We start from the raw sequence: 12,561 nt of genomic DNA, 5'->3' as shown, positions 1-12,561 counted from the left end.
CGCCGCCCGGGAGGTCAGCCCTCGCGCGCCGCCGCGCACACCGCGGCGCAGATGCGCGCCACATCGTCGTCGCCCGTGATGTACGGCGGCATGGTGTAGATCAGATCCCGGAACGGGCGCAGCCATACGCCCTCCCGGACCGCCGCCCGGGTCGCGGCCGCCATGTCCACCTCGTGGTCGAGCTGGACGACACCGATCGCGCCGAGTACGCGCACCTCGCGCACCCCGGCGAAGCCCCGGGCCGGTGCCAGACCGTCCCACAGTCCGGCCTCGATCCGCTTGACGTCCTGTGCCCAGTCCTGGGACAGCAGCAGTTCGATCGAGGCATCGGCGACGGCAGCGGCCAGTGGATTGCCCATGAACGTGGGGCCGTGCGCCAGCACCGGCAGGGCGCCGCGGGAGATCCCGTCCGCCACGGCAGCCGTGCACAGCGTCGCCGCCAGGGTGAGATATCCACCGGTCAGCGCCTTGCCGAGGCACATCACATCGGGTGCGACGCCTGCGTGTTCGGCGGCGAAGAGGGCGCCCGTACGGCCGAAGCCGGTGGCGATCTCGTCGAACACGAGCAGCACGTCATGGGCGTCGCAGGCCTCCCGCAGCACCCGCAGGTAGCCGGGGGAGTGGAACGCCATACCGCCCGCCCCCTGCACCACGGGCTCCACGATCACCGCCGCCAGCTCGTCGGCGTGCCGCGCGATCAGCTCGTGCAGCTGCGCCGCATACGCCTCGTCCGGCGCCGCGTCGAAGCCGGCCGGCGGGGCGTCCGCGAAGATCTGCCGCGGCAGCACCCCCTGCCACAGCTCATGCATCCCGCCGTCCGGATCGCACACCGACATCGGCTGCCAGGTGTCGCCGTGGTAGCCGCCCCGCCAGGTCAGCAGCCGCTGTTTGCGCGGCTTTCCGAGCGAGCGCCAGTACTGCAGGCACATCTTGACGGCGACCTCGACCGACACCGAACCGGAGTCGGCGAGGAAGACGTGCTCCAGCGGCTCCGGGGTGATGTCGACCAGCCGCTTCGCCAGACGGACGGCCGGCTCATGGGTGAGCCCGCCGAACATCACATGGCTCATCCGTCCCAGCTGGCCGCGCGCGGCGTCATTGAGCACCGGGTGGTTGTAGCCGTGCACCGCCGACCACCAGGACGACATGCCGTCCACCAACTCGTCCTGGCCCTCGGCCGGTTCGGCCAGCCGGAGGCGGACACCGGAGGCCGACTCCACCAGCAGCGGTGCGGCCTTGCCGGGCATCGGCCCGTACGGATGCCACACATGCTGCCGGTCGAGCGCGAGCAGTTCGCCGGGGGTGAGCGCCTCAGGCATTGGGCGGCAGGTCGGTACCGGCACCGCGGCGGCGTACCGAGACCAGGTCACGGCGGGTGTCGTCGGACGGCGCCGGGACCGTGGCGGCGGGCTCCCCGGCGTCCGCGGGCTCCCCGGCGTCCTCGGACGCGCAGGCTCCCTCGCCACAGCCCTGCCTGCGGTGCTCGGGCAGCGTCGTGGTGTCCGTGCCCTCGACCTCGAAGCCGGCGTCCGCGATCATCGCGAGGTCGTCCTTGCCGGCCTGGCCCTCACTGGTCAGATAGTCGCCGAGGAAGATGGAGTTGACCAGGTGCAGCGCGAGCGGCTGCAGACTGCGCAGATGCACCTCGCGGCCGCCGGCCAGCCGTACCTCGACGTCCGGGCAGACGAACCGCACCATCGCCAGGATGCGCAGCGCGCGCTGCGGGGTGAGGTTCCACTCCTTGGCGAGCGGGGTGCCCTCGAAGGGGATCAGGAAGTTGACGGGGACGGAGTCCGCGTCCAGGTCGCGCAGTGCGAAGACCACATCGACGAGGTCGGCGTCGCTCTCCCCCATACCGGCGATCAGCCCGGAACAGGCGGACATACCGGCAGCCTGGGCCTGCTGGACGGTCGACACCCGGTCCGAGAAGTCATGCGTGGTGCAGATGTCGCCGTATGTGGCTTCCGAGGTGTTGAGGTTGTGGTTGTACGCATCGGCACCCGCCGCGCGCAGCCGGCCGGCCTGGCCGTCGGAGAGCAGACCGAGGCAGGCGCAGACCTCGACACCCTCGTTCTGCTCCTTGATGGCGGAGATGGTCTCCGAGACGCGGTCCACGTCCTTGTCCGTGGGTCCCCGGCCGCTGGCCACCAGACAGACGCGCTTGGCACCGCCGGCCACCCCGGCGGCGGCCGCCTTGGAGGCGTCATCCGGCTTGAGCCAGGTGTACTTGAGGATCTCGGCCTTCGAGCCCAGCCGCTGGGAGCAGTACGAGCAGTCCTCGGGGCACAGACCCGACTTGAGGTTGACGAGATAGTTGAGTTTGACCCGCCGCCCGAACCACTGGCGGCGCACCTTTCCGGCCGCGGCCACGACATCGAGCAGTTCGTCATCGGAGGTCGCCAGTACGGCCAGCGCCTCTTCGCGGGTCGGCAACTCGCGCCGCAGTCCCTTGTCCACCAGTGTGTTCAGCAGGTCCATGGCGTTGATCCTGGCGTACGCCACCGCCCCCGGCCAAGGAGGATTCCCACAACGACCCCGGATCGAGGTGTGTGTATCACCACACTGTGGGCGTGCGGAACGACCGCTAACGTCTATCGACAGCCGACAATCGAGGCCGACAGACGAAGGACGCCGATGCCGCAGGACACCGCCCCGTCGCTGGTCCATGACACCACGCCGGCGACCCCCGACGAGCCCGCCCCCGCGCCCTCCCGGCCGGTGCACGGCGCGGCCTTCGACTGGGTGGACGAGGCCCGCGCCGCACGTCATCGTGCCGGCCTGGTCCGCTCCCTGCGCCCCCGCCCCGCCGACTCCCGGCTGCTCGATCTGGCCAGTAATGACTACCTCGGACTCGCCCGGCATCCGGAGGTCACCCGGGGCGCGGCCGCCGCCGCGCACCGCTGGGGCGCCGGCGCGACCGGCTCCCGGCTGGTCACCGGCAGCACCGAACTGCACGCCCGGCTGGAGGCGGAACTCGCCGCGTTCTGCGGCTTCGAGGCCGCTTTGGTGCTGTCATCCGGTTATGCCGCAAATCTCGCCGCCGTCACCGCGCTCACCGCCCCCGGCACCCTGCTCGTCTCCGACGCGGGCAACCACGCCTCCCTCATCGACGGCTGCCGGCTCTCCCGGGCCCGTACCGAAGTGGCCCCGCACGCCGACCCCGAGGCCGTGCGTACGGCGCTGACCGGCCACGACGGCCGGGCGCTCGCCGTGACCGACGCGGTGTTCTCGGTCGACGGCGACGCCGCGCCGCTCCCCGCGCTCGCCGAGGCCTGCCGGGCAGCCGGCGCCGCGCTGCTCGTCGATGACGCCCACGGCCTGGGCGTCCTGGGCGAGGGGGGCCGCGGTGCGCTGTGGGCCGCCGGGCTCGCCGGTGACGGCGATGTGGTGGCCACCGTGACGCTCTCCAAGTCGCTCGGCTCGCAGGGCGGAGCGGTGCTCGGCCCGGCCCGGGTCATCGAGCATCTGGTCAACACCGCCCGGTCGTTCATCTTCGACACCGGTCTCGCCCCGGCCGCGGCCGGCGGCGCCCTGACCGCGCTACGGCTCCTGCGCCGCGAACCGCAGCGCGCCGCCCGAGCCGGCCAGGTCGCACGGGAGCTGCACGAGCGGCTCACCGCGGCGGGGCTGTCCGCGGTCCGGCCGGACGCCGCGGTGGTCTCGGTACGCGCCCCCTCGCCGGAGGCGGCGGTCCGCTGGGCCGCCGACTGCCGTGCGGCCGGACTCGCGGTCGGCTGCTTCCGGCCGCCGTCCGTGCCCGACGGGATCTCCCGACTGCGGCTGACGGCCCGCGCGGATCTGACGGATGCCCAGCTCGACACGGCGGTCGGCACGATCGTGGCCACGGCACCGGCGGTCTGACGCGCACGAGTTCCGGACCGGGGCGGACGGCCGTCGTCGGCTCCGGCCCCGGGTGCCGTCCGGAATCCGGTGGTATGGGCATCCCAAATCCGGTCTCGCGTCGCAGAGTTCACCGCAACGAGCGATAGATCTCCGTATATGTGGGTGGATCGAGTTCCTCATCGCCAGTACGGGTGGCAGTCTGGGCGCCCAGCAGAAGTCCGAGGCCGCACCGGTGTCCGGAGCGGCATCCCGGCTCCCTGGTCGGTGGACCGGGGCCGGGCCTCGGTGGGAAAGGGACGGCGCCTCGATGGCAGACCACCATGCATCCTCACTGACTCTGCCGAGCGCCCCCGCCTCGGTCCTCACCGCCCGCAGACACGCCCTTGCCGTGCTCGCCGAATGGGGTCTGCCCGCCGGCTCCGCACTCGCCGATTCCCTCCGCCTGATCGTCTCCGAACTCGCGACCAACGCCGTCGTGCACACCTCCGGCCGGTCGCCTGAATTCACCGTCGAACTGCGACTGGACCGCGACGAACAGCTGCGGGTCGGCATCACCGACAGCCATCCCCGCCGTCCGCGCAGGCTGCCCGCCGCCGTCCAGCAGGACAACGGCCGGGGCCTGGTCATCATCCGCTACCTCGCCGCGGAAGCCGGCGGCCGTCTCTCGGTCGTACCCACCGAATCCGGCGGGAAGACCGTCTGGATCACCGTGCCATGGCAGGCCGCCGTCCCCTGAAGACCTCTGCCGCACCGGCCGCCGGCCGGCTACGGCGCGGGGGAGTGGCGGCTGAAGGCCCCGCGCAACAGGGCACGCAAGGTGTCCGCGGCCGGGCTCCCGCCGCCGGGGCGGTAGGCCACCGAGATCCGGCGGTGCAGATCCGGCGGGTCCAGCCTGCGGATCCCCAGCGGGGTCACCGAGCCCTCCGCCATCATCTCCGGCACCACCGCCACCCCGAGCCCCGCACTCACCAGTGCACACACCACCGCATAGCTCGGCGACTCACAGCGCACCGCCACACTCGCCCCGGCGGCCGCCAGCGCCTCCTCCACCGCACGCCGGTTCGGGTTGGCCGGTGCCATGCTGACCAGCGGCTGACCGGCCAGCTCGGCAAGCGGCAGCCGTCCGGCACCCGCCGACAGGGCATGGCCCGGCGCGGTGACCACCACCAGCTCCTCGGTCAGCAGCGGTTCGAGACGCACCCCCTCCGGCGGCGGCATCGCCTCGCCCGGCACATACTCGTGCGTCAGCGCCAGATCGACCTCACCCAGCGCCACCGCCGCGGCGGCCTGCGGAGGTACGTACTCCGTGATGCTCAACTCCATATCGGGGTGCGCACGCCGGAAGGCGCTGAGCGCGGGCGGCAGCAAATGCGTCCCGGCGGTCATGAAGGTGCCGACCCGCAGCCGGCCGCCGGACAGCCCCGTCAGCCGGGACAGCTCGTGCCGCGCCTGATCCAGCTCGTCGAGCACCCGCCGGGCCCGTACGACGAGCAGCTCACCCGCCGCCGTCAGCCGTGCCCCGCGGTGGTGGCGCACCAGCAGCGCCGTCCCCGCCTCCCGCTCCAGCTTGGCGAGCTGCTGGGAGAGCGCGGGAGCGGTGTAGCCCAGCCGGGCGGCGGCCCGGGTGATCGAACCGGCCTCCGCCACCGCTACCAGAGCGGCCAGCCGGGTGGGGTCGTACATAAGAACCTCTTTAGGCTCCCCAAGAACATTGCCAATACCCATTAAAGGCTCTGACCAGCGAGGCTGCTCCCATGGACGGACAGCTGATCGCCTTCACCGGAATTGCCGCCGGCATGGTCACCATGCCGGGCGCGGACTTCGCCGTCGTGGTGCGCAATGCGCTCGACTCGCGCCGGGCGGGGGTGGCGACCGCCGTCGGGGTCGCGGGCGGGCTGCTGGTGCACACCGCACTGGCGGTGGCCGGGCTCGCGGCGGTACTGGTCGCCGTGCCCGCGCTCTTCGGCGCCGTCCAACTCCTGGGCGGGGTCTACCTGTTGTACCTCGGTGCCGGCGCGCTGCTCGCGGCCGTCCGGCGCACGGGGGCGCACGCCGATTCCGCGACCGGCCCGGCCGTCCCACCGGCCGACGACCCGCCCGCTCCCCTGGGCACCGCGCGCAGCCTGCGCCAGGGCTTCCTGACCAATGCCCTCAACCCCAAGGCGCCGGTCCTCTTCCTCAGCCTGCTCCCGCAGTTCGTCCCGGCCGGTGAGCCCGCGCTGCCTCGGACGCTGCTGCTCGCGACGGTGGTCGTCGCCATGGCGCTGGTGTGGTTCCCCGCCGTCGCGCTGCTGGTCGACCGCCTGGGCAACTGGCTGCGCCGCCCGCGGGTCACCCGCGCCCTGGAAGCCACCACCGGAGCGCTGCTCACCGCCCTGGGCGGCATCCTGCTCATCGAGCTCGTGCTGGCCTGACGGGCGCACCCCGGGGCCGGGGGCCCGGGGGCAGCCGCGGCCGCCGGACGGCGTACGCCCCTTGCCGAGCCTCCCGGCCGAGTCGGTCAAGTAGGCCGAGCCCACCGGCAATTGATCACACGTAAGACGAGATACCAGAGGTCAGCCCACGCGCCCGTACGAGACCGTGCGGCTCCAGATCCGCTCCAGCCGCACCACGCTCCCGGCCTTGGGTGCGTGCCACATCCGGCCCCGGCCCGCGTAGATGCCGACGTGGTAAATGCCGCCGGCGGAACGGAAGAAGACCAGGTCACCGCGTCGGCGCAGGGAGGCCGGGATGTGCCGGGTGCGGCCGTACTGCGCGGCGGCGGTACGGGGGAGCGCCCGGCCGGCGCGCTTGAACGAGTACAGCGTCAGCCCCGAACAGTCGAAGCGGTGTGGCCCTTGGGCGCCGTACTGGTAGGGAGCGCCGCTCTTGGAGGCCGCGATCCGCAGCGCGTGGGCGGACACGGTCGCGGCTTCGGCGTTCCCGGCCGTTCCCGGGGCGACGGTTGTCCCGCCCAGGGTGACCAGCGTCAGAGCGGTGACGGTGCCGGCGCGCGCCAGCAGATTCGGCGTCTGCATGCGCACAGTCATGCGCAAACCCTTCGTCAGCCGCCTGCGAAGGAAGACCTGTCGGGTTCGGGCAGGCGAAGATGCCCGGCCGTGCGTACGGCTTCACCCCAAGGAGCCCTCGGCCGTAAGGCCGGGACCCCGTCCTGCTCGGGTCCTCCGCTCCCGCCGATCCACAACGTCGACCGGACATCCGGTACGGCGGCGGGATTAGGCGCCCGTCCGGACCGCCCCGTCGCTGTGGCGGGGTCTTGCCGTCGAAGGGATCGTCACGCACTCGCCACCCGAATTCCGAGCTGAAAATGCCGTATGTGAGATGGGTCACATTTCGCCTGAATGGTTAGATTTGTTCCCTCAGGTGCCATGGCGCGGGGTGTCGCACCTCCTGGACCAGCGGCGAAACATCAAGAGTCCCAGGAATCGTGTTCGCCCCGCGCAATTCGTCGCCTCCTCACATCGGGCCCATTCGCTACGCCGTATGCGCAGGTCCCGTGCGCGTGTCGGGTCAGACGTCCTCGTCCGGCGGCACCGTCACGAGCCCGGCCCGGCGTTCGCCGTCCAGCACCCGCAGCGCCCGGGTCAAGGTCTCGCGGTGCAGCTCGCTCTCGCCGCGGTTGTGCATCAGCGCCAGCGCGTCGCGCAGTCCGGCGGCCTTGGTGACCAGCGCCTGGGCGGCGCGCAGTCCGGTGTAGGTGCCGCCGCCGCGGGCCGGGTTGATCCTGCCCAGCAGGTCGAGCACTTCCAGGTAGTGGTCGATCAGCTCACCCTCGGCACGCGTCAGGGCGGGCAGCGGCGGCAGTTCCGGCGGCAGCATCGGGGCTCACCGCGCGCCGAGTCGGTGGACGGACTGCTTGCGCTGATGGGTGAGCCCGTCGACCAGGCCGTACTCCTGGGCGGCTCGGGCGTCGAAGATCTTGTCGCGCTCGATATCGGCGGCGATCCGCTCACGAGGCTGTCCGGTGTGCTCCGCCAGCAGCCGCTCCAGCGTGTCGCGGGTGCGCAGCAGCTCCTCCGCCTGGATCTGTAGATCGGTGGCCTGGCCCTGGATGGGCTCGGTGATCGAGGGCTGGTGGATCAGGATCCGGGCGCCGGGCAGCGCCAGCCGCTTTCCGGGGGTGCCGGCGGCCAGCAGTACCGCGGCGGCGGAGGCGGCCTGCCCCAGGCAGATGGTCTGCACGTCGCACGACACGAAGCGCATCGTGTCGTAGATGGCGGTCATCGCCGTGAAGGAGCCGCCGGGGGAGTTGATGTAGAGCGAGATGTCCTGGTCGGGCGCGGCGTGTTCGAGGTGGATGAACTGCGCCATCACATCGTTAGCGGAGGCGTCGTCGACCGGGGTGCCCAGGAAGACGATGCGCTCGCTGAGCAGCTTCGAGTACGGGTCCATGGTGCGCGTCCCCTGGGACGTGCGCTCGGTGAACTCCGGAAGGACATAGCGGGCCATTGGTCGCAGCATGTCTGCTCCTCTCTGTAAAAAATGTACAGGATGTACGTCCAGTTAGAATGGGAGCATGGCCTACGAAATTCCGGTGACGCAAGCCCGAGCGGAGCTGGCGGATCTGATCAACCGCGTTGTCTATGGCGGTGAGCGGGTGGTCGTCACCCGTCACGGCAAGCCGCTGGTTGCCCTGGTGTCCGCCGCTGACCTGCAGCTACTTGAAGAGCTGGGGCGGCGTGAGGAGGGTGCGGAGGAAGAGCAGGTGATCAGCACGGTCTCCACCGTGCGGCAGCTCCCGTCCGCTCCGGGCGAACGGCGACGGTTCGGTATCGCCGCAGAACACCGCGACCCGGCTGCCGGGGACCGGCGGCCGGGTCGCGAGAGCTGACGGTTCAGCGGGTGCTGACCGTGCGAGGGGGCGGGTGGATCAGGAGCTGATCTCCCACAGCGCGTGGGCGATGGCGTCCGTGTTGTTGTCCAGCGCCTTCTCGTCGATGTTCTTCGAGTCGTCGCAGGCCTGGTGGTAGCAGGCGTCGAACGCCTTCCCGGCCTCGCCTCCCCAGTTCTTCGCCTGCTCCTCGGTCTTCTTGTAGTCGGCGCCGGAGAAGAGGCCGCCGACGGGGACGCCCGCCTCCTTGAAGGGGGCGTGGTCCGAACGGCCGTCGCCCTCGGTCTCCTTCTCGGTGGCGAGGTTCTTCTTGGCGAAGAAGTCCTTGAAGACCTTCTCCAGGCGGGTGTCGTCGTCGTAGACGAAGTAGCCCGGGTTCGGCGAGCCGATCATGTCGAAGTTCAGATACGAGTCGATCTTCGACTTGTCGGCGCCGAGCTTGTCGACGTAGGCCTGCGAGCCGACCATGCCGTCCTCTTCGTCGCCGAACCAGGCGAACCGGAGGTGCTTGGTGGGCTTGAGGTCCGCCTTGGCGACCGCGAGCGCCACCTCGAGGATGCCGGCCGAGCCCGAGCCGTTGTCGTTGATGCCGGGGCCCTCGGAGACCGAGTCGAGGTGGGCGCCGGCCATCACGGTCTTGCTCTCGTCGCCGCCCTTCCAGTCAGCGACGAGGTTGTAGCCCTTGGTGCCGCCGCCGTCGAACTCCTCGACCTTGGTGGTGAATCCGGCCTTGTCCAGCTTGCCCTTGATGAAGTCGACGGACGCCTTGTAGCCCGGCTGTCCGTGGGCGCGGTTGCCGCCGTTGGCGTCGGCGATCGACTGGAGCTGGTCCAGATCGGCCTTGACGGACTTGACGTCGATGTCCGGGGCGGCCGCCGGCGCGGTCCCGGCGTAGGCGCCGGCCGCGGTGAAGACGGTGGCGGCAACGGCGGCGACGGCGCCCGTGGCCAGCGCGGCCCGGCGTATTCGGGTGGAACGAGTCACGATATGGCTCCTGGTGTGGGGGGATGGTGCGGAGCTTGTTTTGACGCGCACATGAGAATTGCGATCACTTTCGAAATCGTCAAGAGCGCATACCGGACAGTGGTGTTCGGCGAGCGGGCTGGGCCTGGTTTACGCCGATAGTGGTGATTCGTGGCGCCTGGCGGTCATCTGTTCCGTCGCCCCGAGCGGCCTTCAAGGGGTGGATTTCGCCACTGGATTCCCCAGCCGGCCCGGGAGGTGACGGGATGGCAGCCGTTCCGGGAGTCGGTCGCCGCGCCGTAACGGGCGGTAATAACGCCGCGTTACCTCAGGCGTATGAAGGGGTGCCGACATGTCCCTGGTTGTAACGCAGATGAAATCCCGCCGAACTAGCCTCCTGGCGTGGGGCTCTTGATGGCCAAGTGCTGGAAGTCGGTTTGCTCCTCCTTTAATTGCTGCGTGGTACATCTATCGACGCGGGTGTGCTCACGCCTGTGACCTGGGCGAATGTGTCCGGGCGGGAAGACTGTGAGGTGGAAGGTATGCAACTGACCCCGCATGAACAGGAGCGCCTGATGATTCATGTGGCGGCAGACGTGGCTGAAAAGCGCCGCTCCCGGGGGGTGAAGCTGAACCATCCGGAATCGATTGCGCTGCTCACCGTGCACATCCTCGAAGGAGCCCGGGACGGCCGTACCGTCGCCGAGCTCATGTCCTCCGGCCGCAAGGTGCTCACCCGTGACGAGGTCATGGACGGCGTCCCCGAGATGATCCACGACGTGCAGGTCGAGGCCACCTTCCCCGACGGCACCAAGCTCGTCACCGTTCACGAACCCATCAACTGAACGGGGGCAGCAGAGAATGATCCCGGGCCAGATCCTCCACGCCGACGAGCCGGTACGCCTCAACGAAGGCCTTCCCTGCACGCGGATGACCGTCCTCAACGCCGCCGACCGCCCCGTCCAGGTCGGCTCCCACTACCACTTCGCCGAGGCCAACCCCGGCCTCGACTTCGATCGCGCGGCAGCGCACGGCAAGCGGCTGAACGTCCCGGCCGGCTCCGCCGTGCGCTTCGAGCCCGGCATCCCCACCGAGGTCGAACTCGTCCCCCTCGGTGGCAAGCGCATCGTCATGGGCCTGCGGGGCGAGACCGGAGGCACTCTCGATGGCTGAACTCACCCGCCAGGCATACGCCGACCTCTTCGGCCCGACCGTTGGCGACCGTATCCGGCTCGCCGACACCGACCTCGTCATCGAGATCACCGAGGACCGCTCGGGCGGACCCGGCCGGGCCGGCGACGAGGCCGTCTTCGGCGGTGGCAAGGTGATCCGCGAATCGATGGGCCAGTCCCGCGTCACCCGCGCCGAGGGCACCCCCGACACCGTGATCACCGGCGCGGTCGTGCTCGACCACTGGGGCATCGTCAAGGCCGACGTCGGCATCCGCGACGGCCGGATCGCCGCCCTGGGCAAGGCCGGCAACCCCGAGACCATGGACGGCGTCCACCCCGACCTGGTCATCGGCCCCGAGACCGAGGTCATCGCGGGCAACGGCAAGATCCTCACCGCCGGTGCCATCGACACCCATGTGCACTTCATCTGCCCGCAGCAGGCGGACGAGGCGCTGGCCTCCGGCGTCACCACGATGATCGGCGGCGGCACCGGACCGGCCGAGGGCAGCAAGGCCACCACCATCACCCCCGGCGCCTGGCATGTCGCCAGGATGCTGGAGTCGATGGACGCGCTCCCGGTCAACGTCGGTCTGCTCGGCAAGGGCAACACCACCTCCCTCGCGTCGATGCGTGACCAGCTGCGGGCCGGGATCCTCGGCTTCAAGATCCACGAGGACTGGGGCGCCACGCCCGCCGTCCTCGACGCCTGTCTTACCGTCTGCGAGGAGAGCGGCGCGCAGCTCGCCGTCCACACCGACACCCTCAACGAGGCCGGCTTCCTCGGCGACACCCTCGCCGCCATCGCCGGCCGTTCGATCCACGCCTTCCACGTCGAGGGCGCCGGCGGCGGCCACGCCCCCGACATGATCGCGATGGTCTCCGAGCCGAACGTACTGCCCGCGTCGACCAACCCCACCCGGCCGCACACCGTCAACACCGTCGAGGAGCACCTCGACATGCTGATGGTCTGTCACCACCTCAACCCCGCCGTCCCCGAGGACCTGGCGTTCGCCGAGTCCCGGATCCGGCCCTCCACCATCGCCGCCGAGGACATCCTGCATGACCTCGGCGCCATCTCGATCATGGCCTCGGACGCCCAGGCCATGGGCCGGATCGGCGAGGTCGTGCTGCGCACCTGGCAGACCGCGCATGTGATGAAGCGGCGCCGCGGTGCGCTTCCCGGCGACGGTGGCGCGGACAACCACCGTGCCCGGCGCTATGTCGCGAAGTACACCCTCAACGCGGCCGTCGCCCAGGGCATCGACCATCTCGTCGGCTCCGTCGAGGACGGCAAGCTCGCCGACCTCGTCCTGTGGGACCCGGCGTTCTTCGGCGTCAAGCCGCAGCTGGTCATCAAGGGCGGCCAGATCGCCTATGCGCAGATGGGCGACGCCAATGCGTCCATCCCCACGCCGCAGCCGGTCCTGCCCCGTCCGATGTTCGGCGCCACCGGCAGGGCCCCGGGCAGCAACTCGGTCAACTTCGTCTCACCGCAGGCCCTGGCCGACGGTCTCCCCGAGCGCCTCCCGCTGGCCAAGTCCTTCGAGGCGATCCGCAGCACCCGCGGCGTCACCAAGGCCGATATGCGGAACAACGACGCCCTGCCACGCGTCCATGTCGACCCGGACACCTTCACGGTGACCATCGACGACGAGGTGGTCGAACCCCGGCCCGCCACCGAACTCCCCATGGCCCAGCGGTACTTCCTCTTCTGAGGCAGCGCCGATGAGCACCCTGACGAAGGACACGTAC

General features: G+C 70.6%; 14 protein-coding genes and 1 riboswitch. Of the genes, 7 read left to right on the top strand and 7 right to left on the bottom strand.

All coding sequences use genetic code 11. From position 1 onward, the window contains the following. Positions 1-14 precede the first annotated feature (14 nt). Positions 15-1,319 (bottom strand): adenosylmethionine--8-amino-7-oxononanoate transaminase, encoded by a 1,305-nt coding sequence (locus SLV14N_RS03515; protein ID WP_263267973.1) that lies wholly within the window; start codon positions 1,317-1,319, stop codon positions 15-17. Continuing rightward, positions 1,312-2,478 carry a biotin synthase BioB gene (gene bioB, locus SLV14N_RS03510; RefSeq protein ID WP_109895133.1) on the bottom strand — a complete coding sequence of 389 codons (1,167 nt, stop codon included), beginning with the start codon at positions 2,476-2,478 and terminating at the stop codon, positions 1,312-1,314. The genes SLV14N_RS03515 and bioB overlap by 8 nt, the downstream gene beginning before the upstream one ends. Before the next feature lie 156 nt (positions 2,479-2,634). On the opposite strand from bioB, the gene SLV14N_RS03505 reads away from it, so the two are divergent. Both SLV14N_RS03505 and SLV14N_RS03500 read left to right on the top strand, forming a co-directional pair. Further along, positions 2,635-3,861 (top strand): 8-amino-7-oxononanoate synthase, encoded by a 1,227-nt coding sequence (locus SLV14N_RS03505; protein ID WP_263267972.1) that lies wholly within the window; start codon positions 2,635-2,637, stop codon positions 3,859-3,861. Positions 3,862-4,150: 289 nt separating this feature from the next. Beyond that, positions 4,151-4,579: an ATP-binding protein gene (locus SLV14N_RS03500; RefSeq protein WP_127154469.1), complete on the top strand. Its 429-nt coding sequence runs from the start codon at positions 4,151-4,153 to the stop codon at positions 4,577-4,579. 29 nt (positions 4,580-4,608) lie between these two features. Here the strand turns inward: SLV14N_RS03500 and SLV14N_RS03495 are convergent, their stop codons facing one another. Beyond that, complete coding sequence (locus tag SLV14N_RS03495) at positions 4,609-5,526, bottom strand: LysR family transcriptional regulator (protein WP_208679680.1); 918 nt, start codon at positions 5,524-5,526, stop codon at positions 4,609-4,611. A 71-nt stretch (positions 5,527-5,597) separates the two neighbouring features. On the opposite strand from SLV14N_RS03495, the gene SLV14N_RS03490 reads away from it, so the two are divergent. Then, positions 5,598-6,257 carry a LysE family translocator gene (locus tag SLV14N_RS03490; RefSeq protein WP_263267970.1) on the top strand — a complete coding sequence of 220 codons (660 nt, stop codon included), beginning with the start codon at positions 5,598-5,600 and terminating at the stop codon, positions 6,255-6,257. A gap of 141 nt (positions 6,258-6,398) precedes the next feature. Here the strand turns inward: SLV14N_RS03490 and SLV14N_RS03485 are convergent, their stop codons facing one another. From SLV14N_RS03485 to SLV14N_RS03475, 3 genes are all read right to left on the bottom strand, one after another. Then, positions 6,399-6,872 carry a C40 family peptidase gene (locus SLV14N_RS03485; protein WP_208679678.1) on the bottom strand — a complete coding sequence of 158 codons (474 nt, stop codon included), beginning with the start codon at positions 6,870-6,872 and terminating at the stop codon, positions 6,399-6,401. Positions 6,873-6,876: 4 nt separating this feature from the next. Next, positions 6,877-7,075: riboswitch (cyclic di-AMP (ydaO/yuaA leader) on the bottom strand. Between the two features lie 278 nt (positions 7,076-7,353). Then, a complete protein-coding gene (locus SLV14N_RS03480; protein ID WP_208679677.1) occupies positions 7,354-7,662 on the bottom strand; it encodes a hypothetical protein in 309 nt (102 codons plus the stop codon). Between the two features lie 6 nt (positions 7,663-7,668). Beyond that, positions 7,669-8,304: an ATP-dependent Clp protease proteolytic subunit gene (locus SLV14N_RS03475; RefSeq protein WP_208679676.1), complete on the bottom strand. Its 636-nt coding sequence runs from the start codon at positions 8,302-8,304 to the stop codon at positions 7,669-7,671. Positions 8,305-8,359: 55 nt separating this feature from the next. Here SLV14N_RS03475 and SLV14N_RS03470 point away from each other — a divergent pair, with 55 nt between their 5' ends. Then, entirely contained in the window at positions 8,360-8,674 is a 315-nt protein-coding gene (locus SLV14N_RS03470) for a type II toxin-antitoxin system Phd/YefM family antitoxin (protein ID WP_208679675.1), read from the top strand. A gap of 39 nt (positions 8,675-8,713) precedes the next feature. On the opposite strand, the gene SLV14N_RS03465 is transcribed toward SLV14N_RS03470, so the two are convergent. Next, positions 8,714-9,658: a M28 family metallopeptidase gene (locus SLV14N_RS03465; RefSeq protein WP_208679674.1), complete on the bottom strand. Its 945-nt coding sequence runs from the start codon at positions 9,656-9,658 to the stop codon at positions 8,714-8,716. Between the two features lie 521 nt (positions 9,659-10,179). Here SLV14N_RS03465 and SLV14N_RS03460 point away from each other — a divergent pair. The 3 genes from SLV14N_RS03460 to SLV14N_RS03450 are packed head-to-tail and all read left to right on the top strand — an operon-like array spanning position 10,180 to position 12,524. Next, on the top strand, positions 10,180-10,482 hold the full coding sequence (locus tag SLV14N_RS03460) for an urease subunit gamma (RefSeq protein WP_026170153.1): 303 nt from the start codon (positions 10,180-10,182) through the stop codon (positions 10,480-10,482). A 16-nt stretch (positions 10,483-10,498) separates the two neighbouring features. Continuing rightward, entirely contained in the window at positions 10,499-10,810 is a 312-nt protein-coding gene (locus SLV14N_RS03455; RefSeq protein WP_093646657.1) for an urease subunit beta, read from the top strand. Continuing rightward, positions 10,803-12,524: an urease subunit alpha gene (locus tag SLV14N_RS03450; protein WP_263267966.1), complete on the top strand. Its 1,722-nt coding sequence runs from the start codon at positions 10,803-10,805 to the stop codon at positions 12,522-12,524. Before SLV14N_RS03455 ends, SLV14N_RS03450 begins: the two co-directional genes overlap by 8 nt. The last annotated feature ends 37 nt before the right edge of the window (positions 12,525-12,561 follow it).

It is taken from the genome of Streptomyces sp. Je 1-4 4N24, assembly GCF_026239515.1.
GTDB lineage: Bacteria > Actinomycetota > Actinomycetes > Streptomycetales > Streptomycetaceae > Streptomyces > Streptomyces nigrescens.
This window is presented reverse-complemented; position numbering and strand designations above follow the sequence as displayed.

Coding starts and splice junctions, on each gene's coding strand:
- SLV14N_RS03480 (WP_208679677.1), bottom strand. CDS start 7,662: ATGCTGCCGCCGGAACTGCCGCCGCTGCCCGCCCTGACGCGTGCCGAG.
- SLV14N_RS03505 (WP_263267972.1), top strand. CDS start 2,635: ATGCCGCAGGACACCGCCCCGTCGCTGGTCCATGACACCACGCCGGCG.
- SLV14N_RS03455 (WP_093646657.1), top strand. CDS start 10,499: ATGATCCCGGGCCAGATCCTCCACGCCGACGAGCCGGTACGCCTCAAC.
- SLV14N_RS03470 (WP_208679675.1), top strand. CDS start 8,360: ATGGCCTACGAAATTCCGGTGACGCAAGCCCGAGCGGAGCTGGCGGAT.
- SLV14N_RS03475 (WP_208679676.1), bottom strand. CDS start 8,304: ATGCTGCGACCAATGGCCCGCTATGTCCTTCCGGAGTTCACCGAGCGC.
- SLV14N_RS03495 (WP_208679680.1), bottom strand. CDS start 5,526: ATGTACGACCCCACCCGGCTGGCCGCTCTGGTAGCGGTGGCGGAGGCC.
- SLV14N_RS03515 (WP_263267973.1), bottom strand. CDS start 1,319: ATGCCTGAGGCGCTCACCCCCGGCGAACTGCTCGCGCTCGACCGGCAG.
- SLV14N_RS03450 (WP_263267966.1), top strand. CDS start 10,803: ATGGCTGAACTCACCCGCCAGGCATACGCCGACCTCTTCGGCCCGACC.
- SLV14N_RS03485 (WP_208679678.1), bottom strand. CDS start 6,872: ATGACTGTGCGCATGCAGACGCCGAATCTGCTGGCGCGCGCCGGCACC.
- bioB (WP_109895133.1), bottom strand. CDS start 2,478: ATGGACCTGCTGAACACACTGGTGGACAAGGGACTGCGGCGCGAGTTG.
- SLV14N_RS03490 (WP_263267970.1), top strand. CDS start 5,598: ATGGACGGACAGCTGATCGCCTTCACCGGAATTGCCGCCGGCATGGTC.
- SLV14N_RS03460 (WP_026170153.1), top strand. CDS start 10,180: ATGCAACTGACCCCGCATGAACAGGAGCGCCTGATGATTCATGTGGCG.
- SLV14N_RS03500 (WP_127154469.1), top strand. CDS start 4,151: ATGGCAGACCACCATGCATCCTCACTGACTCTGCCGAGCGCCCCCGCC.